The organism is Amycolatopsis sp. VC5-11 (assembly GCF_037034185.1).
GTDB classification, from domain to species: Bacteria; Actinomycetota; Actinomycetes; order Mycobacteriales; family Pseudonocardiaceae; genus Amycolatopsis; species Amycolatopsis nivea.
Genome location: NZ_JBAGKF010000002.1, coordinates 507,683 through 526,921 on the forward strand (window position 1 = coordinate 507,683; position 19,239 = coordinate 526,921).

Below are 19,239 nucleotides of genomic sequence, written 5' to 3' on the forward strand. Positions count from 1 at the left end.
TTCAGGGCATGATGATCGAATGCGGGTACTGATTGTCGAGGACGAGCCGCTCCTCGCGGATTCGATCGCCGAAGGACTGCGCCGCTATTCCATCGCGGTGGACGTCTGCTACGACGGCAGCGAGGCCCTCGAACGCGTCGCCGTGCACGCGTACGACGTCGTCGTCCTGGACCGGGACCTGCCGACCGTCCACGGTGACGAGGTCTGCGCGGCGATCGTCGACGCGGGCGGCGAGACCCGGGTCCTCATGCTCACCTCGGCTGCCGACGTCACCGACCGCATCGAAGGACTCAACCTCGGCGCGGACGATTACCTGACCAAACCGTTCGTCTTCGCGGAGCTGGTCGCCAGGGTGCACGCGCTGGCCCGCCGGGCGCGTCCGGCGCTGCCGCCGGTGCTGGAGGCGGCCGGTCTGGTCCTGGATCTGCCCCGGCACCAGGCCTCCCGCGACGGCCGCTTCCTGCCGTTGTCGCCGAAGGAGTTCGCGGTGCTGGAGGTCCTGATGCGGGCCGACGGGACGGTGGTGAGCGCGGAGCAGCTGCTGGAAAAGGCGTGGGACGAGCACGCCGACCCGTTCACCAACACGGTGCGGGTCACGGTGATGACGTTGCGGCGGAAACTGGGCTCGCCGCCGGTGATCGAGACGGTCGCCGGAGCCGGATACCGGCTGGCCGCCACGCCCGCTTAGCCCGCCGCCGGTCCGTGAAGGGCTCCTTGCCGGAATCAGATTCCCTCAATGAGCCCTTCACGGACGGTCCGGGACCGGTCCCCTCCGCACCGGGCTAGGTTTGCCGCCTCGGTGGCGAAGGAGGGGCCTGGTGACGGAGCGAACGGTCGAGCGGACGAGGCGGTTACCGGCGGGCGCGGCACTCGCGATCGGGTTCGCGGTACTGGTCGCCGTCCGCGAAACGGTGTTCCTGATCTGGCCGTCCGCCACAGTGGACTCCGTCCAGCCGAGCGGCCGCTGGAACCCGGTCGACGCGCTGTCGTTGATCGCGATGTACGTGCCCGCCGACGACGGCACCCTTTCGGCCAGCATGCTCGGCGGACTCGTCAGCCAGGTCCTCTGCGGAGTGTGCTGCCTGGCTGGCGCGATGCTGCTGGCGCTGCGCAACCCGCTCGGCCGGACGCTCGTGCTGCTCGGCGCGGGCAGCAGACTGCTGGTGGTCGCGGTCGCCATGGTCGTCGCGTTCGTGCCGATCGACGGCAGCCGGGTGCTCGACCCGGGCGGCGCGTCTCTGGTCTCGTTCTTCCTGATCGACGCGGACTGGGTGCTGCCACTGCTGGTGTGCGCGTTCGCGACCGGCCGACGCGTCAAAACTTGGCTGCGTCCGGGCTAAACGGTCTTGAACGTGGCCATCATCCCCATGTCCTCGTGCTCGGCGTTGTGGCAATGGAACATGTACCGCCCGCGGTACCCGTCGAATCGCGCGATCACCTCGACCTCTTCGCCGGGCCGAAGGTCCACAGTGTCCTTCCGGCCCGCGTCGTGCGGCGCGGGATCCTTGCCGCCGCGGGAAAGCACCTGGAAGTGCACCAGATGCAGGTGGATCGGATGGTGCAGATCCGCGACGAACCGCCAGATCTCGACGTCGCCGAGTTTCGGCTGAGCCGCGATCTTCGTCGGAGTGAACGCCTCGCCGCCGATCGTCCAGCCGTGCCTGCCGTTGAACTGTCCACTTCGGAACGCGAACTCGCGGGTCACCGCCGCGTGTGCCCGGTCGAGTCGCTCCATTTCGGACAGTTTCGCCGGAATGTGGCTGTCGTCTTTCGCCCGGCGCGCGACGCGGAAGCGCATTACCTGTGCCGTGGACCCGGTTCCGAGACGGTTGACCAGCGTGACCTCGGTACCCACCGGATAAGCGCCGAAGTCGACCACCATGTCGTACCGTTCGGCAGGTGCGATCGGCAGATGCTCGTGGCCGCGCGGTGCGTCGAGCAAGCCTTGATCCGACCCGATCTGCGTGAACGCGGGTCCGCTCGGCGGTGGCGGGCTGAGGGCGAGATCGTACCGGCGAGCGTTGGAACCGTTGAGGAATCGCAGGCGATACCGGGTCGCCGACACTTCCGCGACCGGCCACGGCGCGCCGTTCACCAGCAGTACGTCGCCGAGAACGCCTGCTGCGTAAGCGTCTTCCACTCCCGGTACGGTTCGCAACGAAGGGTCCAACGACGGGTATCGCATCGATCCGTCTTCGGCGAACGCGCGGTCGGTGATCATGAGCGGGATCTCTCGCTCGCCGCGCGGCAATGGCAGCGCGTCTTCCTCGGCGTCGCGGACGATGTGCAGTCCGGCGAGTCCGCGATAGACGGCCGGTCCGGTGAAATCCATCCGGTGGTCGTGATACCAGAGCATCGCGGCCTTTTGCTGCAACGGATACGTGTACTCGCGGGTGCCGGTGGTGACAACGGCGTCCGGGTCGGCCATCCCCGAATGCCCGTGCCCGGCACCGGCGAGATACCGGCCGTCAGCGGGCAACACGAGGTCAGTGGCGTAACCGTCGGACTCCGGTGGCGTGCGTCCGCCGTGGAGATGCACGACGGTCGGGACCGGAAGTTCGTTGCGGTGCCGGACAATCGTGGTCCGGCCGCTGCGGGACTCGATCGTCGGCCCGGGGAAAGTGCCTTGGTAACCCCAGATCGGCGTGCGCAGTCCAGGAAGAATCTCCGCGGTGCTGGCCCGTTGCACGATCTCGTACCGGTCGACGCCGCCGTCGCGGGAGACCGGATTCAGCACCGGCGGCAGCGGCAACGGCACCTGAAACGGTTGCGGCAGCGGCACTTCGCTGGTCAGCAGCTCGCCGGTGGCTGCGGCCGGCCGCAACAACCGCGGCGTGACGAACCCGGCTGTGAGCACTACTCCGGCACCGCCCGCCAGTCCGAGAAACCGGCGGCGCGACATCCCGCTCATCGCCGTGCCCCGGTCCGCCAGATGCCGAACAGCGTCCCGAGCGCGATCGCGACCAGTGCGACGCCGAGCGGAATGTGCAGGTCAAGAGCACCGGCCTGGCCGGCGAAGTACTGCGCGGTCTCGCCGCCGGCCAGCAGCAAACTCGCCCAGAACGGCCACTGGACGCCGCCGCGCCACCAGTACAGCGCGGCGGGCACGAGCTGCACGAGCGCGACCGTCGACACGATGTTCGCGCCGAGTTCGTGCATCGCCAGCATGCTGTAGTCGCCGATCAAATACGTCCGGCGAACACCGGCTGACCCAGGATCGCGACGGCGTGCACCGTCACGACGACCCGCATCACCACCAGCAACGTCCGCCCGCGTGTCCGGGCCGCTTCGGCCACCGTTCCCCCTAGTGCGCGTAAGAATTCCCCCGTTCAGACGCTAAGCTGAACTTCTCATGCCGTCCAAGACCAAAATCGCCATGTACTCATGACCTCGGAGCTATGAGATGGACCTGCTGCAGCTGCGCTACTTCCAGGCGGTCGCCTACCGCGGCCACCTCAGCCAGGCAGCGGCCGAGCTGCACATCGCCCAGCCGTCGTTGAGCCGGGCGATCGCACGGCTGGAGGCGGATCTCGGCGTGCCGCTGTTCGAGCGCGCCGGACGGGGGCTGCGGCTCAACCAGTTCGGCACCACGTTCCTGCGCCGCGTCGACCGGGCGCTGCGCGAACTCGACGACGCCCGCCAGGAACTCGTCGATCTGGCCGGTCTGGACCACGGCCGGGTCGCCGTCGCGTCGGAAACCCTGCTCACGCTCACCGGCCTGATGAGCGCCTTCCGCGCGGAGTACCCCGGCGTCGAACTGCGGCTGTACCAATCGTCGGCGGAAACCATGGCGCAGCAGTTGTGCGCGGGCGAGGTCGATCTGTGCTTCGCCTCGCAGCCGCTGCGGCAGCCCGGCCTCCAATCGCGGGAACTGTTGCGCGAGGAGGTGATTCTCGCCGTGCCGAGCACGCACCGGCTCGCGCGGCGCAAACGCGTGCGGATGGCGGACCTCGCGAACGAGCCCATGGTGACCACGCGTCCCGGCTACTGGCCGCGCACCCTCTCCGACCGCCTCTTCGCCGAAGCCGGGCTGGAACCGAACTACTCCTGCGAGAGCGACGAACCCGGCGCGACCGGTCAGCTGATCGCGAGCGGGCTGGGGATCGGGCTGGTGCCGGAGGTCGCCCGACAGGCCGCCAAGGACGAGGCAGCCGTCGGGCTGGAGCTGGACGCTCCGGATTGCTATCGGACCTTGACCGTGGTGCAGCGTGCGGACGCGTACCTTTCCGCTGCGGCACAACGGTTGACGGAGTTCGCGATGGACTACTTCGGCACGGGAAGGTACCGGCCCGCGGACTCGAGCGCGATCTGAATCCTCCCGTGCACGCGCGGATTCAACAGCACCGTTCCGTCGAAATCCCCGCTGGACGCGAAGATCGCGACCGGCAGTGTGAGGGCCTGGAAGAACCCGAACAACGGCCGCAGCGCGTGCTCCAGCACGAGTGCGTGATGGTCGCCGCCGCCGGTCGCGGCAAGCAGGACGGGTTTGTCGACGAGCGCGTATTGGTCGACCAGATCGAAGAACTGCTTGAACATCCCGGGATACGAACCGCGGAACACCGGCGTCGCCGCGATCAGCAAGTCGGCTTCTTCGGCGCTCCGCAACGCGGCCTCGACCTCGGGCGGCGCGTCCGAGCGTTCGACGGTTTCGCCGAGCCCCAGCCGGTACACGTCGATCCGGGACGCCTCGACGGGGACCAGCTTGCCGAGCGTTTCCAGGATGACGTCCACCAACCCCATCGTCTTGGACGGCCGGCTCGGGCTCCCGTTGACGACCACCACCCGCAGCCCGCTCACGACGCGATCTCCCACCGCACCACCGGGGCGACCTCGGTGCCGAGCCGTTCGATCGCGGCGAGGTGCTCCTTCTGCGGCATCCCGCCGAACCCGAGCTGGATCAACGCCCGGTTCAGCCCGTAGACCTCGTGGTAGGCAAGCAGTTTCTCGATCAGTTCCGCCGGACTGCCGACCAGCAGCGCTGACCCGGGCGACGCCTGCGCTTCGAAGGCGGACCGGGAGATCCGCATCCCGACCCCGCGCTGATGATTGTTCTCCAGCATGCCCTGCGCGAAGTAGGGATACATGGTTTCGCGCGCCTCCTGACTGGTGCGCCCGACATACCCGTGCACGTTGATGCTGATCGACGCTGGCTCGTGCCCGGCTTCTCGCGCCGCCTGCCGGTAGAGCGCCGCGGTCTCCTCGTGCTGGGTCAACGGTCCCAGCAGAGCCGCCATCGCCATTGGCAGCCCGCGCCGTCCGGTGCTGACCGCCGATGCCGCGGACCCGCCGACACCCACCCAGATCGGCAGGCCGTCCGCGCGCGGCGCGATGTCGGCGTCATCGAGCGGTGCCCGGAACTTTCCCTTCCAGGTCAACGGGTTCTGCTCGCGGATGGCCAGCAGGAGGTCGAGCTTTTCGCGGAAGAGATCGGCGTAATCGGCGAGGTCGTAGCCGAAGAGCGGGAAGGATTCGGTGTAGGACCCGCGGCCCGCGATGATCTCGGCCCGGCCCGCGGACAGCAGGTCGATCGTCGCGAACTGCTCCCACACCCGCACCGGGTCCTCGGAACTCAGCACGGTCACCGCGCTGGTCAGCCGGATCCGCTCGGTTTTCTCGGCCGCCGCGGCGAGCAGGACCGAGGGCGCGGACCCGACGAAGTCGGTGCGGTGATGCTCGCCGGCGCCGAAGACGTCCAGCCCGACCTGGTCGGCGAGTTGTGCCTGCTCGATCGTCTCGCGTGCCCGCTGTCGCGGCGAGGGAAGCGACCCGGTGACCGGGTCTTTGGTGAGTTCGGCGAACGTCAGGATGCCGATTTCGAACGGTCGCGGTCCGGCGGCCGGGAGATTCTGCGGTTCAGCCATCGTCGGTGCTCCTTTCCGGCGCCCGGTCGCACGCCGCGGCCGGGCCTGTCCGGATTAACCTGTCTGCGCAGACAACTATTTCCGGCGAAGGCCGTGCTCACCCGTTTGCCGGGCCCGGTTACCGTGTCGGCATGGCGAGCGACGGGCTGCGAGACCTGGAACAGGAGGCGTGGAGCGGGTTCCTCTTCACGCACGAGCGGCTGTGGCGCGCGCTGGCGGACGGGCTCGCGCCGCTGAACGTGAGCATGGCGGAGTACAGCGTGCTGGCCCTGCTGGCGGAGGCGGGCGACGCGGGCATGCGGATGACCGACCTCGCTCAGCGCCGCCTGATGTCCACCGGCGGCTTCACCCGGCTGGCCGACCGTCTCGTCGGCCGCGGGCTGATCGAGCGCCGCCAATCGGCGGTGGACGCCCGCAGCTTCGACGCGGTGCTGACCGCGCAGGGCCGCGCGCTGATGCGCAAGGCCCGCCGTCGCCACCACGAGGACCTGCGGACGCTGTTCTTCGACCGGCTGGACGACGAGCAGTTGCGCCTTCTGGCGGCTGTCTGGCGCGATCTCGGGGACGGCTGAGCTCGCGCAAGCGGGGTGATTTGTCCGATTCTCGACCATGGACGGTTGTTGCTCGCTCACGAACTGCTCATGCTGAACAGCTATTCGGCACGAGCAGGGGAAGCCAGATGCAGCAGCAGAGCTTGGCGGTCCGGTGGTCGGCGCGAACAGTCCGGTCCGGCCCGTTTCACCGTGCGTTGTCCGAGGCTGTCGACCGGCGCGGGTTGTCCCTGTCGCGGCTCCGCGCGCATCTCGCCGCGCACGGGGTGTCGGTCGCCGAGTCCACGCTGAGTTACTGGCAGCGCGGTTTGCGCAGCCCGTCCGCGCCCCGGTCGCTCGATGTCGTGCGCGCTCTGGAGTCGGTGCTGAACCTGCCGCCGGACAGCCTCGTGGTGCTGATCGGACCGCACCGGAGCGCGGACGCCGACCGCAGGCCGTCGCTGCCGGAACTCCAGCAGAGCTGGGCGGAGACGTTCGCGCTGCGCGACGAGTTGAGCGGAACGCCCGGCGTCGAGGAGAACGCGGACCTGGACGTCGCGACGGTGGTCGACGTGCTGACGCTCGGTGCGCAAGGCCGGACCGCGGAGATCTCGTCGACCATGGTGGTGCGCGCGCGAAGATCCGGCCCGGACAGCTTCCTGGTGACGCACCAGGACGAGGACGGCAGCGACGTCACGGCGACCGAGATCATCGCGGTCGACGGCTGCCGGGTCGGGCGGGTGCGGCGCAGCGCGCGGTCGGCCGGAATGGTGTTCGAATTGCTCTTCGACCGCGGCCTCGCCGAGGGGGAGACGCACACGTTCGGGTTCACCCTGCGTCCCGCCGCCTCGGTCCGGCCGGGGAATTTCCACCGGGTCGTGCGCTCCCGCATGTCGGCATACCTGCTGCGGCTGCGCTTCGACCCGGCCGCGCTGCCGGCGCGCTGCCTGCGGACCGTCCGGCCGAGGGAGGACCTGGAACTGCTGGTCCGCGAGCCGCTGTTCTGCGGGCCGGGGAACACGGTCAGCGCCTACTTCGAGGAACTCGGCGTGGGCATCGCCGGGGTCGACCTCATTTGGGACTGATCCGCCGCTTCCTCCAGCGCCACCCCAGGAACGCGCCGCCGAGCACCACCGCGGAGCCGAGCACGATCAGCCCGACGACCAGCGAACCGGCCGGTCCGGTGTCGCGCTGGAGGGTCTGCTTGAACCCGAGCCCGCCGCCGCGCTGGTAATCCGAGCCGGGCTGCTTGTCGGCGTACCGGGAATGCACCTGCTGCTGGTATTCGGCGATCGGCATGAACTGGCCGACCGGCGACTGCGGAAGGCTGGCCTGGAGCAGCACGACGCCGTCGCGGCCGAGGTCGTACCACCCGTTGATCTGCGGTTCGTTCAGCAGCACCGAACCCGGGCGCAGCCGGGCGCTGAGCGCCTCCTCGTCATTGCCGGACAACACGTTCCCGACCGACCAGCCGGTCGGCGCGGCGTGGTCGGGCGCGGCGCGGAGAGTGGCTTTCGCGCCGGTGGCCGCGGTGGCCGTCACCGCGATCGCCCGCAGCACCCCGGCCGGCGCTCCCGGCTTGTCGGCGACGAAGTCCGGGTTGAGCGTGTAGACCGGGAAACCCTTGTGCTCCAGGGTGATCCGGCCCGGATCGGCGTGCCCGACCTGCCGGAAGTTCGACTTGGCGAAACTGATCGCGCGTGCCGTTTCCGCGGCTTTGACCGCGGCCGCGACGTCCTGCTCCGACGGCGGCGCGACCCACGAGGCCCCGGCGGCCTCGGCGGGACCGGCGGACAGGAGCGCCGCGACCGCGATCGCCGCGCCGGCGGCGAACTTCCGGCAGATCTCACCCATGGCGGCTCGTCAGCCCTTCTTGATGTTGACGATGGTGTCGTTCCAGGTGAACTGGGCGTTGCTGCGGTACTGGTTGTAGTCCCAGGTCTGGTACCGCTCGTAGCTCGGCCACGGGTCGCCGACCATCAGCGACTGGTTCGAGCTGTCGTAGCCGTAGATCACCTCGGCGTGCCCGCCGCCGGAGGTCCAGTAGATGCCGGTCAGGTTCAGGATCCCGGAGTTGACCTGGTTCTGGATCGACGAGTAGCTGATCGGCCCGTTCGCGTCCTGCGCGGAGAACCCGGTGCCCTGGAAGCCCTGCACGATCTCGTAGATCTGGCCGCCCTCGTTCGGGCAGTACCCGGCCTGGGTGCCCTTGCCCGCCGCGCAGAACTCGGCCTGCGAGGCGGTGCCGCCCTGCGACTGCTCGATGCTGGAGCCGTCCGCCGCCCAGCACCACTGGTCGTTTTCCTGCACCTGCTGGTTGTATTCGAGCTGCTTCGACACGGGCAGCGCCGCGGCGCGCAGGCCGCCGCCGACCGGCTGGACCTCGCGCACCTGGGTGTGCGTGGCGGTCTTGATGAGGCCGTTCGGCTGGTGCGCGTCGTTGGTCGGCTGGGCCAGCGCGGTGCCCGGCAGCAACGCCACGGCAAGCGCGGCTGCCCCGGTCGCCGCCGTGATCCGGACTGTCCTCCGGGTGGGTCGGTAATCCATCGAATCTCCTTGTGCCAGACGGGGAAGGGAGCTCGCCGGGATGCCCCGGCCGAGCATCACTGTGTGCTCGCCCACTCCCGCAGAGCAACGGCTCCGGCACGCGGTGTGAGTGTTCACAGCCGGTTCTGCGGGGAAATGACTGGCACCGCCGCGGTTTCGCTCACCGCGGCGACAGGGAATTCGCAATATTCACAGCGCGTTCACAAGCGATGAATCGCGCTCGCGGGGGTTTGTCCACAAGGGACCCGGGGTTACGGCAGGCTTCGCCGCAGCGCGGTGACGAGCAGTTCCGGCGGCGTCGATTCGGGGTGCAGCACCGCCTGCATGGTCAGTCCGTCGAGCAGCGCGGACAGGCGGACCGCTTCGACGGTCAGGTCCAGTTCCTCGGGAAGCCGGCCGAGCGCGACGGCCTCGCGCAGGATTCGCGTGATCAGGTCGCGCAGGTTCTGGTGCTGCGCGTCGGCGCTCGCGCGAAACGCCGGACGGGTGCGCGCGGCGACGGTGAACGCCAGCCAGGCCATCGCCTCGTCCCGGCGTTCGTCGTCGAGCGGGAGGAACTCGGCGAGCAGGTCTTCGACCAGCGTCCGGCGGCCGGTTTCAGCGGCGAGCAGCCGGTCCGCGCGAACCGCGACGCGCTCGCCGATCCGGCGGCCGAGCTGGTCCATGGTGAAGATCATCATCGCCTCGTGGTCGGCGAAGTAATGCCGGATCGACCCGATCGCGAGGCCCGCTTCCTTGGCCACGTTGCTGAGCGTCGCGCCTTCGACCCCGGAGCGGCGCACTACCCGGACCACGGCTTCGCTGACAGCTTTGCGGCGGTCTTCCGGCACCACGACCTTCGGCATGGTTGCGTTTATAGCACGGTGGTGCCACGATGGATTTAGCATGCAAGTGCTAAAACGCATCCTGGGGGAGGGTCCGTGATGAGCGGATGGGTACTCGTGAGCTTGGTAGTCGGTGTCGTAGTGATGCTGGTGTTCCGGATGCTCGGGGAGCCGTTGAACTGGCGTGACACCGTCGCGCCGCCGATCGTGCTGATCGCGATCGGCGTCGCGGGTGTCGTCGGGTTCAAGGGGCTGACCAGCGCTGACGTGTGGTGGATCGTCGGCAGCTGCGCGGTCGGTCTCGCCTTCGGAGCGGCGCGCGGCGCGACGATCCGGCTGTATGCGAAGAAGGGCGAACTGTGGCAGCGCTACCGGAAATCGAGCCTCGCGCTGTTCGTGCTCGGCGTTGCCGTCTCGATCGGATTCACTGTGCTGGCAGTGAAATGCGGCATGCACGAACAGGCGAGGCCCTACCAGTTGGCGATCGGGGTCAGCTTCGCCGGAGAAGCGCTGGTGCTCATCCCGCGCGGGCTGGCCTCGGAGGTGCCATTCGCGAGGGACAAAGAACGGCGATGGCTTCCGTCCCGATGAATCCGCTTAGGACAGTTCGGCCTGGCGTCCCTTCAACTCGGCAATGACCTGATCAAACACGGCGCGATGGGCTTCCAATCGCGAGAGCGTCAGGCTGATCGATTCCTGCACTTCTGGCACGTCCTTGGCGGCGATCTCCACGTGGTCCGCTCGCTCAGCAGTAGTTGTCCCGACGGTCAACGGACGATCGGCGCGCGGAAGAAGCCGCCCTTGCGGTTCCCGATCGAGCCAGGACGCCATGTCCCGCATCTCGTCCTCCAGCCGCACCGTCCACGACTGCCGTTGTCGTTCGGTCCGGCCCGGATCGCGGCGTTCCCAGCCCGCGACGACCATGTCCTCGATGGCCGCGGCGGCGGTGCGGCACGCGACTTCCAGGCGGGGCAACGGATCCAGTCCGACTGCCGAGATCTCCTCCAGGATCGGTTCGCCCGCGGTCCACACCCCGTCGACCGTGTGGGTTTCGGCGACGTCGTGCGCGGTGGCGAGCAACGCGCTGATCGCCTCGCGCACCTTCGCGACATCGGCCGGGTCCAGATCCTCGTCGGTCAGCCGATGCGGTGATTCGGTGCGCGGCGGGCGTTCCTTGGCCGGCCAGGAACGCGTCCCGCCGCGCCGCCGGTAGTGCTGCTGCATCGCCTGTTTGGACCGGTTGCCGTACTCCGCCCCCAGCTGTTCCCAGGTCCAGCCGCGGTCGAGGACCGATTCGATCAGCGTGACCTCAGCGCGGTCCAGGTCTTGCCGGACGTCGGGGACCAGGTGCAACGCGCCCGCCGCGTCCTCGGCGCTCAGGTCCTCGCCGGGCGGGCGGCCGGATCTCGCCGCGCGGACCAGTTCGGCGAGGAAGGGGTTCTCGCGTTGCCGGAAGTACCGGGTGGCCATTGCCTGCACGGAGTCCGTCATGGTCGTCAACGTATCGGTTGACGCAGGCGTGCGTCAACCGATACGTTGACGACAGGTGTCACCAGGTCACGGGCAGTTCGTGAACGCCGTAGATGTTCATGCCGGTCCGCAGCGGCACCTCCTCCGGCGGGACGGCGAGGGCGAGCGTCGGGAAGCGGTGCAGCAGCCCGGCGAATCCCGCGCGCATTTCGATCCGGGCGAGCTGCTGTCCGAGGCATTGGTGCACGCCGTGGCCGAACGACACATGCGTGCGCGCATTCCGTTTGACGTCGAGCTCGTCGCCTTCGGGAAAACGCGAAGGATCGCGGTTGGCGGCCAGCATCGAAATGAGGACGGTCGATCCCTTGCTGATCTTTTCGCCGCCGAGTTCGAGGTCTTCGGACGCGTAACGGAACAGAACGTCGACCACCGCCAGATAGCGCAGCAGTTCCTCGACCGCGCCCGGAATCAGATCCGGGTCGGCGCGCAGTGCGGCCATTTGCCCGGGATTTTCCAGCAGCGCGAAAGTGCCGAGCGCCAGCATGTTCGCCGTGGTTTCGTGCCCGGCGAGCAGCAGCAGGAAGCCGATGCCGACCAGTTCCTCGATGCTCAGGTCGTCGTCGCGGGCCAGGTCGGACAGGATGTCGGCCCCGGGGTCCGCGCGCTTGTCGGCCGCCAGCTTTCCGAGGTATGAAGTGAGCGCCGTCCAGGCAGCCATTTTGTCCTCGATGCTCTGGTCCCGGAGCATCATCTGAGTGGAGTTCTTCTGGAACGTCTCCCGGTCGGAATACGGGACGCCCAGCATTTCGCAAATCACCAGCGAAGGAACCGGAAGCGCGAACTCCTGCACCAGATCGGCAGGCCGCGGACACTCGGCGAGATGATCGAGCTGCCGCTGCGCGATTTCGGCGATGTGCTCCTCGAGCTGTTTCATCCGGTTGACGGTGAACGCGCCGGTGAGCTTCCGGCGCAGCCGGGTGTGGTCCGGCGGGTCCATCGTGATGAACAGGCCGGGCACCTGCGGCGACGGATCGAACTCCTGCTGCGCCTCGGGCATGCTCGGGGTTTCGTAGGGCACGTGCACCGCGCCGAGGTCCTGGCGCGAGCTGAACCGCGGGTCGGCGAGCGCCTGGCGGACCGCGTCGTAGCCGGTGACCAGCCAGCCGTCGTGCCCGTCCGGGAACTTCAGCGGGCTCACCGGCCGGGTCTCCCGCAGCCGGGTGATGGCGGACGGCGGGGCGAACGGGCCTGCGTCGCGTTCGAGCGGCAGGCCGGGCGGGCGGGTCATCTTCGGGTCCCCTCTCGGTGGTGGTGCGACCAGCGTCACCGCGGCGGCTGATATCCCGCTGACACGGCGCTGGCTCGACTACCATCCGCAGACATGCCGGACACGCAGTACGAAGACCTGCTTCAGCACGTGCTCGACACCGGAGCCGCGAAGGGCGACCGCACCGGTACGGGCACGCGGTCGATTTTCGGGCACCAGCTGCGCTACCGGCTGGCCGACGGATTCCCGCTGATCACCACCAAAAAGGTGCACTTCCGGTCCATCGCGTACGAACTGCTGTGGTTCCTGCGCGGCGAGTCGAACGTCACTTGGCTGCGTGACCACGGCGTCACGATCTGGGACGAGTGGGCGGCCCCGGACGGCGACCTCGGCCCGGTGTACGGCGTGCAGTGGCGGTCCTGGCCGACCCCCGACGGCGGACACGTCGACCAGATCAGCGACGTGCTGCGGACGCTGCGCGAGAACCCGGACTCCCGGCGGATCATCGTGTCGGCCTGGAACGTCGGCGACATCCCGCAGATGGCGCTGCCGCCGTGCCACGCGTTCTTCCAGTTCTACGTCGCCAACGGCGAACTGTCCTGCCAGCTGTACCAGCGCAGCGCGGACCTGTTCCTCGGCGTGCCGTTCAACATCGCGAGCTACGCCCTGCTGACGCACATGATCGCCGACCAGGTCGGCCTGCGCGTCGGCGATTTCATCTGGACCGGGGGCGACTGCCACATCTACGACAACCACGTGGACCAGGTGCGCAAGCAGCTTTCCCGGGACGCGCGGCCGTTCCCGACGCTGAGCCTGAAGCCGGCGGAGAGCCTGTTCGACTACCGCTACGAGGACATCTCGCTCGAGGGCTACGACCCGCACCCCGGCATCAAGGCTCCGGTGGCCGTCTGATGATCGGACTCATCTGGGCGCAGGCGGCGAACCGCGTCATCGGGCGCGACAACGCGTTGCCGTGGCACATCCCGGAGGACATGAAGCACTTCCGCACGGTGACCGCGGGCGCGACGGTGCTCATGGGACGCCGCACGTGGGAGTCGCTGCCCGACCGCGTCCGGCCGTTGCCCGGGCGACGGAACCTCGTGGTCTCCCGCACGCCGCAGGAGGGTGCGGAGACGTTCCCCGACCTGGAGCAAGCGTTTGCGGCCGCTGAAGGCGACGTCTGGGTGATGGGCGGCGCGCGGATCTACCAGGAGTCGCTGCCGTTCGCCGACCGGATCGAGGTGACCGAACTCCGGGAGTCCTTCGAGGGCGACGTCTACGCGCCGGAGATCGGCCGGGAACCGGACACGGTCGGCGAGTGGCAGGAGTCGAAGAACGGGCTGCACTACCGGCACCTCAGCTGGGGCGCCTAGCCGACTGCGGGCCTGACGGTAAGCGTGTCTCCGTCGATCTTCGCGACCGGTCCGAGCGGGACCGACAACGGGTCGTCGCCGTGGCCGACGTCGATGCCGCCGAGCACCGGGACGTCCAGCGCGCCGAGCCGGTCGCGCAGCACGTCCAGCACGGTCCAGCCGCGGTCGGTGTAGTCCTCGAACCCGGGGAACCGGCCGAGCGCGACCCCGCGCAGACCGCGCAGCGAACCGGACCGCATGAGGTGCGTCAGCTGCCGGTCGACCTGGCCGAGCCCGATCGCGCGCGGGGCTTCGAGGAACAGGATCGCGCCGTCGAGACTGGGCAGTCCGGCTCCGATGAACCCGATGACGGTGCCGAGATGCCCGCCGACCAGGTTGCCGGTTGCGGTGCCGGGGAACGAGACCGCGGCGGTGAGCGCGTCCGGATCCCGGTGCAGCGTCGTGGGTTCGGTCTCGAACAGCAGCCGCCGGGTCGATTCGGCGGAGCGCGCACCGGCGAGGAAACCGTGGATCCCGGCGATCCGGCAGTGCCGCCAGAGCGCGAGGTGCAGGTTGGTGATGTCGCTGAACCCCATGAGCGGCTTGGGATCCGCGCGCACGGCGGCGAAATCGATCCCGTCGGCGATCCGGTACGCCCCGGCCCCGCCGCGGGTCGCGATGACCGCGCGCACGCCGGGATCGCGGTAGGCGGCGTTGAGATCGGCGAGCCGGTCCTCGTCGAGCCCGGCGAGGTAACCGTGCCGGTCGAGGGCGTGCTCGCCGACCTCGACGGTGAGGCCCCAGCTTTCCAGCGTCCGCACGGATTCCGCGAGCTGTTCTTCGGTGGGCCAGCTGGCGGGGGAGACGAGCCGGACCCGGTCTCCGCGTCGGAGCCGGGGCGGCCGCACGGCGTCGGTCACCCGAGCACTTTCCCAGACTTGCCGCAGTAGCGGACACCGCCTGGCCGCTTCCCCTGCCACCGTGACCTTGCTCAGGAAAGGAAACCGGCACATGCAAATGCGGCTTTTGGCGCGGACCGGGATCAAGGTCAGCGCCTACTGCCTCGGCACGATGAAGTTCGGGCAGATCGGCAACCCCGATCACGGCGAGTGCGTCCGGATGGTGCACCGGGCGCTCGACGCGGGGATCAATTTCGTGGACACCGCTGACGTTTACGGGCCCGGTGGGGAGTCCGAGGAAATCCTCGGCGCGGCGTTGAAGGGCCGCCGCGACGACGTGGTCGTGGCCACGAAAGTCAACGGCTCGATGGGCCCGGGTCGCGGCGGGAGTTCGCGGCGCTGGATCGTCGCGGAGGTGGAACAGTCGTTGCGGCGCTTGCGAACCGACCACCTCGACCTGTACCAGCTTCATCACCCGACCCGGACACCGATCTGGAAGAAACCCTCTCCGCGCTCACCGATCTGGTGCGCAGCGGCAAGGTGCGCGCAGTCGGGTCCTCGAACTTCCCGGCGTCCGAGATCGTCGAAGCCCAGTGGGTGGCGCAACGCGCGGGGCTGGCCCGGCTGCGGACCGAGCAGCCGACGTATTCGCTGCTCAACCGCGGGATCGAGAGCGAAATCCTGCCGGTGTGCGACCGGTACGGCATGGGGGTCCTGGTGTGGAGCCCGCTCGCGATGGGACTGCTGACCGGCCGCTATCGGCCCGGCGGCGAGCGGCTCCGGGAAGCGCAGCTGCGGTTCGTGCCGCGGCACATGAGCGACGAGCGCAAGCACGCGGCGGTCGAGCAGTTCGCTCAGGTGGCCGACGAAGCCGGGCTTTCGCTGACGCATCTGGCGCTGGCGTTCGCGGTCAACCATCCCGCCGTGACGTCCGCGATCCTCGGCCCCCGGACGTTGCCGCAGCTCGACGACCTGCTGGCGGGTGCCGAGACCCGGCTGGACGACGATGTCCTGGACCGGATCGACGAGATCGTCGCGCCGGGCGCCGACGTGGGTCCGATCGACGTGTCGTACGTTCCGCCGGCGCTTACCGACCCGAAGCTCCGCCGCCGCGGCTAATCCGTCCCTGAACCATCGGCGGCACGTAACCGGTCGCGACCACCTCACCGTCGAACCAGGCGGTGAGTTTCGCGGCTTCCTCTTCCAACGCCGCCGCGGCAGCGAGGGACAACGGTTCGATCGGGACGACCGTCACCGTCCCGTCCGGCTGCTGCGTCCAGGTCCCGACGATCCGCCCGTTCCACCACGCGGTCGGACCGGCGTTGCCCGCGCCGTCGAAAAGGTGCGGGCCGTGGTCGCCGAGGTAGAAGTCGCGGCGGCGCCAGCCCATCGTCGTCGGGTCGAGGGTCGGGAGAAGGGCCGCCCAGTCCTGGTCGAGGCGGACCTCCTCGGCATCGTCGGGGTGCAGCCACGCCGGGGTGTCGTCCTCCAGCAGGGCGGGCGTCGCGCCGACGTCGTCCAGCGCCCGGCGGACCGCGGTTTTCGTCGCGCCGAGCCACCACACCAGGTCGTCCTCGGTCCCCGGCCCGAACGACCACAGCCAGCGCCGCACCAGTTCCTGGTAGCCCTCGCGTTCGTCCAGGACGCCTGGATCCTCGCCGAGCCACTGTTCGACCACCGTCCACACTGGACGGGAGACCTGCCAGCGTCCGGCGTTGTCCCCGCGGACTACCGAACCGCTCGACGCCAGCACGGAAAGCACCCGGGAGCCGACCGGGGCGAGCACCGCAGGCCGTCCCTCGGCGGCGATCCGCGTGTTCAGCGAGGGAATGCGATCACGCAACTGTGCGGTAGTGCCGGGTTCTTCGCGGATCGCCTGCAACGCCTCGGCGCACCGCTCGGCGACCCACGCCGGGCCGTCGTCGATTCCGGCGAGTTCGGCGTCTTTGGCCAGCCGTGCGGTCATCTGCTTCGCAACTCGGGCCGACGCACTTCCCCTTGCCGCGGCGAGCAAATCGACCGGAAACGCGAAGACGGTCCGGCGCATCGCCAACTGCCGCACCACCGTCCGCTTGCCGAACAGAGCGTCCGAAATGGACTCTCGATCGGCGCGGGACCGGGCGTACGCGGATAAGTAAATGCTGCTGGCCTCAGTCGCGTGCAAGCACGTGACCGCGCGGACGGCGGCCTCCACTCCGGACGCGGCGGTCGCCAACGCGTGCCGCAGCCCGATCCGGTCACGCCGCTCGGCGTCGGTCACCTTTCGCATGGTTTCGATCATGCCGGAAGTAGCGGTCACTGCCTGACCGCTACTGCTGCGAGTCTCGGTTCCAGCGCGGGAACGAGTCCGGCGCGGGAATCGAGGAGTCGAAATCATGGCAGTGCACGCCGTCGCCCACTTGAACTTCCGGGGCGAGGCCAGGGAGGCGCTCGAGTTTTACCGGTCGGTGTTCGGCGGGGAACTCCGGATCGCCACGTACGGCGACTTCGGCATGCCCCAGGAGGCACCCGACGCGGACCGCGTGGTGTTCGGACAGGTGACGGGCGAGAACGGCTTCCAGGTGATGGCTTACGACGTGCCGGGCGTCGCGACCGCCGCCCCGGTCGGCGAGACCACCCGAGAGAACGGGATGACCATCACCACGGAGAAATTCTTCCTGTCCGTCAGCGGCGATTCCGTCGAGGTCGGCGAGTTCTGGAAGAAGCTGTCCGAGGACGCGACGGTCGTCGAGGCGTTCGGCCCGTCGCAGTGGGCCCCGGCGTTCGGGATGCTCCGGGACCGCTTCGGCGTCACCTGGATTCTGCAGGTCGCCGCGTAGCCCGCCGGTCTGCGGCCGGAGTCCTGCGCCGGCCGCAGACCGGCTTTCACACCGGGCGCGGCGAGAGACCCTGCTCGAACGCGAGCACCCCGCTCGGGTCGTACTTCGCCGCTGCCGCCCGGAGCGCCGGAAGGTTCACCCCGTAGTACGCGGTGGCCCAGTCTTGCTGGTCGTCGTTGATGTAGTTGACGTACGCGCCGCCGGTGGCGATCTCCGCCAGCCGTGCCTGAACGTCGTTCACCTCGTGCTTCGCGGTCTCCCGGTCGACGTCCGGGGCGGCGCTGAGGTAGACCTGCACGTCGCCGAAAACCCCGCGGTGGGCGAACGCGGTGTCGGTGGGCCGCACGTCGGAGACCGCCGCGTCGAGCGGGTTGATCTCCAGCGCGACCTTGGTCTCGCCGGTGACGAGCGCGCTCAGCCGCGCCGGATCGGCCTTCTTCGCCAGCACCCGGGAAGCGGCCATGAACCGGCGACGCTCCAGGCTTCCGGACCAGAAATCCATCGCACCCAGGTAGTCCGTCTCCTGGAAACCGCTGACCGTGCCCTTGACCCCGGCCCGGCGTTCCAGATCGGCGATGAGTTCGCGGGCCTGCTGTTCGCCGCCGAGGAGGCAGCCCGGGACGCCCGCCGCCGGGTTCGGGCCGCCGAGCACCGAGATGTTCGACCAGAATTCCCTTGGCGCGGCGGTGATCCAGTCCTGCCAGGCCCCGTAGACGTCGGTGCCGGAGCCCTCGGGGAAGTTCACCACGAACACGGTGACCCGCGGCGGCGCGGGAACCGTGCGGAAGGTGAACTCCGTGGTGACCCCGAAATTCCCGCCGCCACCGCCGGTGAGCGCCCAGCCGAGGTCCGAGCCCGGGTCGACCGAATGCACCCGGAAGTCGCGCGGCGTCACGACTTTCGCGCCTTCCAGGTGGTCGCAGGTGAGTCCGTATTTCCGCATCAGGACGCCGATCCCGCCGCCGAGCGCGAGCCCGGCGATGCCGACCGAACCGCACGTGCCGCCCGGCAACGCGCGTCCTTCGGCGGCGAGTGCGTGATAGACGTCGAGCAACCGCGTGCCCGCACCCACGACGGCGGTGCCGTTCCGGCGGACCTCGACGCGGTTCATCAACTTGAGGTCCGCGACCAATCCGTTGCCCGGAGTGGAATACGCGACGTAACTGTGCCCGCCGCTGCGCGCCGCGAACTTGACGGTGTTTTCCGCGGCGAACTCGAGGCACTTCCGGACGTCGTCGGCGTCGGCGCACCGGGCGATCGCCGGCGGATAACGGTCGTCGTAGAGAAGGTTGAACGACGGGCGGATTTCCGCGTAGCCGGCGTCGTTCCGCTGCAGCAGCGCGCCGCGCAGCCGCCTGCGCAACCTGGCCCAGTCCGGCTCCTTTTCCGCGGCGTGGGCAACGGTTCCGGTCCCGGCGACGGCCGCGCCCGCCGCGACCGCGGACAACTGCAAAAGACGACGACGGCTTAACGTCATGGACGACCCCTCCACGGCTCGGCGGCCCGCGCGCACGAGAAGAAACCCGCCGGCCCGCCCCGAGATTCCCCTTGTCCGACGCCGCCAGCATAGACTAATCTTTCCGAAATAGAAGACGCATCTACGGTATTTCGAAAATGCGGGATTCGGGGGCGCTGGGGTCGAGGTCGACCGGCCTTGATCCACCATCGGA

21 protein-coding genes and 1 pseudogene are annotated in these 19,239 nt (G+C 69.1%); 10 read left to right on the forward strand and 12 right to left on the reverse strand.

What is annotated here, in order from left to right:
* Nucleotides 1–19 precede the first annotated feature (19 nt).
* On the forward strand, nt 20–688 hold the full coding sequence (locus tag WA670_RS09675; RefSeq protein WP_336157540.1) for a response regulator transcription factor: 669 nt from the start codon (nt 20–22) through the stop codon (nt 686–688).
* Nucleotides 689–818: 130 nt separating this feature from the next.
* Nucleotides 819–1,340, forward strand: a complete 522-nt coding sequence (locus tag WA670_RS09680) for a hypothetical protein (RefSeq protein WP_336157541.1) — start codon at nt 819–821, stop codon at nt 1,338–1,340.
* Here WA670_RS09680 and WA670_RS09685 read toward each other — a convergent pair.
* Together WA670_RS09685 and WA670_RS09690 are read right to left on the reverse strand one after the other, a co-directional pair.
* A complete protein-coding gene (locus tag WA670_RS09685; protein ID WP_336157542.1) occupies nt 1,337–2,911 on the reverse strand; it encodes a multicopper oxidase family protein in 1,575 nt (524 codons plus the stop codon). The genes WA670_RS09680 and WA670_RS09685 overlap by 4 nt on opposite strands.
* A complete protein-coding gene (locus WA670_RS09690; protein ID WP_336157543.1) occupies nt 2,908–3,159 on the reverse strand; it encodes a hypothetical protein in 252 nt (83 codons plus the stop codon). Before WA670_RS09690 ends, WA670_RS09685 begins: the two co-directional genes overlap by 4 nt.
* Nucleotides 3,160–3,403: 244 nt before the next feature.
* On the opposite strand from WA670_RS09690, the gene WA670_RS09695 reads away from it, so the two are divergent.
* Nucleotides 3,404–4,312, forward strand: coding sequence for a LysR family transcriptional regulator (locus tag WA670_RS09695; protein ID WP_336157544.1), 909 nt, complete (start codon nt 3,404–3,406; stop codon nt 4,310–4,312).
* On the opposite strand, the gene WA670_RS09700 is transcribed toward WA670_RS09695, so the two are convergent.
* Together WA670_RS09700 and WA670_RS09705 are read right to left on the reverse strand one after the other, a co-directional pair.
* Entirely contained in the window at nt 4,264–4,797 is a 534-nt protein-coding gene (locus WA670_RS09700) for an NAD(P)H-dependent oxidoreductase (RefSeq protein WP_205673075.1), read from the reverse strand. The two genes, WA670_RS09695 and WA670_RS09700, sit on opposite strands and share 49 nt — an antisense overlap.
* On the reverse strand, nt 4,794–5,861 hold the full coding sequence (locus tag WA670_RS09705) for an LLM class flavin-dependent oxidoreductase (protein ID WP_336157545.1): 1,068 nt from the start codon (nt 5,859–5,861) through the stop codon (nt 4,794–4,796). Before WA670_RS09705 ends, WA670_RS09700 begins: the two co-directional genes overlap by 4 nt.
* Nucleotides 5,862–5,992: 131 nt before the next feature.
* Here WA670_RS09705 and WA670_RS09710 point away from each other — a divergent pair, with 131 nt between their 5' ends.
* The gene (locus WA670_RS09710) at nt 5,993–6,433 is read left to right on the forward strand and encodes a MarR family winged helix-turn-helix transcriptional regulator (protein WP_037816960.1); all 441 of its coding nucleotides are present in this window, start codon (nt 5,993–5,995) and stop codon (nt 6,431–6,433) included.
* A 107-nt stretch (nt 6,434–6,540) separates the two neighbouring features.
* Entirely contained in the window at nt 6,541–7,476 is a 936-nt protein-coding gene (locus WA670_RS09715; RefSeq protein ID WP_051729262.1) for a helix-turn-helix domain-containing protein, read from the forward strand.
* On the opposite strand, the gene WA670_RS09720 is transcribed toward WA670_RS09715, so the two are convergent.
* From WA670_RS09720 to WA670_RS09730, 3 genes are all read right to left on the reverse strand, one after another.
* Nucleotides 7,463–8,245 (reverse strand): hypothetical protein, encoded by a 783-nt coding sequence (locus WA670_RS09720; RefSeq protein ID WP_037816959.1) that lies wholly within the window; start codon nt 8,243–8,245, stop codon nt 7,463–7,465. The genes WA670_RS09715 and WA670_RS09720 overlap by 14 nt on opposite strands.
* Nucleotides 8,246–8,254: 9 nt before the next feature.
* Nucleotides 8,255–8,938, reverse strand: a complete 684-nt coding sequence (locus tag WA670_RS09725) for a papain-like cysteine protease family protein (RefSeq protein ID WP_051729261.1) — start codon at nt 8,936–8,938, stop codon at nt 8,255–8,257.
* A gap of 251 nt (nt 8,939–9,189) precedes the next feature.
* The gene (locus WA670_RS09730) at nt 9,190–9,783 is read right to left on the reverse strand and encodes a TetR/AcrR family transcriptional regulator (RefSeq protein ID WP_037816958.1); all 594 of its coding nucleotides are present in this window, start codon (nt 9,781–9,783) and stop codon (nt 9,190–9,192) included.
* A gap of 78 nt (nt 9,784–9,861) precedes the next feature.
* On the opposite strand from WA670_RS09730, the gene WA670_RS09735 reads away from it, so the two are divergent.
* Nucleotides 9,862–10,353, forward strand: coding sequence for a DUF1453 domain-containing protein (locus tag WA670_RS09735; protein WP_336157546.1), 492 nt, complete (start codon nt 9,862–9,864; stop codon nt 10,351–10,353).
* A gap of 6 nt (nt 10,354–10,359) precedes the next feature.
* Here the strand turns inward: WA670_RS09735 and WA670_RS09740 are convergent, their stop codons facing one another.
* Together WA670_RS09740 and WA670_RS09745 are read right to left on the reverse strand one after the other, a co-directional pair.
* Nucleotides 10,360–11,253: a hypothetical protein gene (locus WA670_RS09740; RefSeq protein WP_238604436.1), complete on the reverse strand. Its 894-nt coding sequence runs from the start codon at nt 11,251–11,253 to the stop codon at nt 10,360–10,362.
* A 58-nt stretch (nt 11,254–11,311) separates the two neighbouring features.
* The gene (locus WA670_RS09745; RefSeq protein ID WP_238604437.1) at nt 11,312–12,520 is read right to left on the reverse strand and encodes a cytochrome P450; all 1,209 of its coding nucleotides are present in this window, start codon (nt 12,518–12,520) and stop codon (nt 11,312–11,314) included.
* A 93-nt stretch (nt 12,521–12,613) separates the two neighbouring features.
* Here WA670_RS09745 and WA670_RS09750 point away from each other — a divergent pair, with 93 nt between their 5' ends.
* Together WA670_RS09750 and WA670_RS09755 are read left to right on the forward strand one after the other, a co-directional pair.
* Nucleotides 12,614–13,411, forward strand: a complete 798-nt coding sequence (locus WA670_RS09750; protein ID WP_336157547.1) for a thymidylate synthase — start codon at nt 12,614–12,616, stop codon at nt 13,409–13,411.
* Entirely contained in the window at nt 13,411–13,872 is a 462-nt protein-coding gene (locus WA670_RS09755; RefSeq protein WP_238604439.1) for a dihydrofolate reductase, read from the forward strand. The genes WA670_RS09750 and WA670_RS09755 overlap by 1 nt, the downstream gene beginning before the upstream one ends.
* Here WA670_RS09755 and WA670_RS09760 read toward each other — a convergent pair.
* A complete protein-coding gene (locus tag WA670_RS09760) occupies nt 13,869–14,771 on the reverse strand; it encodes a S66 peptidase family protein (protein ID WP_336157548.1) in 903 nt (300 codons plus the stop codon). The genes WA670_RS09755 and WA670_RS09760 overlap by 4 nt on opposite strands.
* Nucleotides 14,772–14,862: 91 nt before the next feature.
* Here WA670_RS09760 and WA670_RS09765 point away from each other — a divergent pair.
* Nucleotides 14,863–15,869 (forward strand): annotated as a pseudogene (locus WA670_RS09765) (aldo/keto reductase).
* Here the strand turns inward: WA670_RS09765 and WA670_RS09770 are convergent.
* Nucleotides 15,838–17,019 (reverse strand): winged helix DNA-binding domain-containing protein, encoded by a 1,182-nt coding sequence (locus WA670_RS09770; protein WP_336157549.1) that lies wholly within the window; start codon nt 17,017–17,019, stop codon nt 15,838–15,840. The pseudogene WA670_RS09765 and the gene WA670_RS09770 overlap by 32 nt on opposite strands.
* A gap of 106 nt (nt 17,020–17,125) precedes the next feature.
* On the opposite strand from WA670_RS09770, the gene WA670_RS09775 reads away from it, so the two are divergent.
* Nucleotides 17,126–17,569, forward strand: coding sequence for a VOC family protein (locus WA670_RS09775; protein ID WP_336157551.1), 444 nt, complete (start codon nt 17,126–17,128; stop codon nt 17,567–17,569).
* Nucleotides 17,570–17,615: 46 nt separating this feature from the next.
* Here WA670_RS09775 and WA670_RS09780 read toward each other — a convergent pair whose 3' ends face one another.
* Complete coding sequence (locus tag WA670_RS09780) at nt 17,616–19,046, reverse strand: FAD-binding oxidoreductase (RefSeq protein WP_336157552.1); 1,431 nt, start codon at nt 19,044–19,046, stop codon at nt 17,616–17,618.
* Nucleotides 19,047–19,239 lie beyond the last annotated feature (193 nt).

Excerpts from the sequence above, each read along its gene's own strand:
- WA670_RS09675 (WP_336157540.1), top strand. The coding sequence starts at position 20 with ATGCGGGTACTGATTGTCGAGGACGAGCCGCTCCTCGCGGATTCGATC.
- WA670_RS09725 (WP_051729261.1), bottom strand. The coding sequence starts at position 8,938 with ATGGATTACCGACCCACCCGGAGGACAGTCCGGATCACGGCGGCGACC.
- WA670_RS09775 (WP_336157551.1), top strand. The coding sequence starts at position 17,126 with ATGGCAGTGCACGCCGTCGCCCACTTGAACTTCCGGGGCGAGGCCAGG.
- WA670_RS09745 (WP_238604437.1), bottom strand. The coding sequence starts at position 12,520 with ATGACCCGCCCGCCCGGCCTGCCGCTCGAACGCGACGCAGGCCCGTTC.
- WA670_RS09715 (WP_051729262.1), top strand. The coding sequence starts at position 6,541 with ATGCAGCAGCAGAGCTTGGCGGTCCGGTGGTCGGCGCGAACAGTCCGG.
- WA670_RS09750 (WP_336157547.1), top strand. The coding sequence starts at position 12,614 with ATGCCGGACACGCAGTACGAAGACCTGCTTCAGCACGTGCTCGACACC.
- WA670_RS09690 (WP_336157543.1), bottom strand. The coding sequence starts at position 3,159 with ATGCACGAACTCGGCGCGAACATCGTGTCGACGGTCGCGCTCGTGCAG.
- WA670_RS09780 (WP_336157552.1), bottom strand. The coding sequence starts at position 19,046 with ATGACGTTAAGCCGTCGTCGTCTTTTGCAGTTGTCCGCGGTCGCGGCG.
- WA670_RS09720 (WP_037816959.1), bottom strand. The coding sequence starts at position 8,245 with ATGGGTGAGATCTGCCGGAAGTTCGCCGCCGGCGCGGCGATCGCGGTC.
- WA670_RS09740 (WP_238604436.1), bottom strand. The coding sequence starts at position 11,253 with ATGACGGACTCCGTGCAGGCAATGGCCACCCGGTACTTCCGGCAACGC.
- WA670_RS09685 (WP_336157542.1), bottom strand. The coding sequence starts at position 2,911 with ATGAGCGGGATGTCGCGCCGCCGGTTTCTCGGACTGGCGGGCGGTGCC.
- WA670_RS09735 (WP_336157546.1), top strand. The coding sequence starts at position 9,862 with ATGAGCGGATGGGTACTCGTGAGCTTGGTAGTCGGTGTCGTAGTGATG.
- WA670_RS09770 (WP_336157549.1), bottom strand. The coding sequence starts at position 17,019 with ATGCGAAAGGTGACCGACGCCGAGCGGCGTGACCGGATCGGGCTGCGG.
- WA670_RS09755 (WP_238604439.1), top strand. The coding sequence starts at position 13,411 with ATGATCGGACTCATCTGGGCGCAGGCGGCGAACCGCGTCATCGGGCGC.
- WA670_RS09730 (WP_037816958.1), bottom strand. The coding sequence starts at position 9,783 with ATGCCGAAGGTCGTGGTGCCGGAAGACCGCCGCAAAGCTGTCAGCGAA.
- WA670_RS09705 (WP_336157545.1), bottom strand. The coding sequence starts at position 5,861 with ATGGCTGAACCGCAGAATCTCCCGGCCGCCGGACCGCGACCGTTCGAA.
- WA670_RS09710 (WP_037816960.1), top strand. The coding sequence starts at position 5,993 with ATGGCGAGCGACGGGCTGCGAGACCTGGAACAGGAGGCGTGGAGCGGG.
- WA670_RS09695 (WP_336157544.1), top strand. The coding sequence starts at position 3,404 with ATGGACCTGCTGCAGCTGCGCTACTTCCAGGCGGTCGCCTACCGCGGC.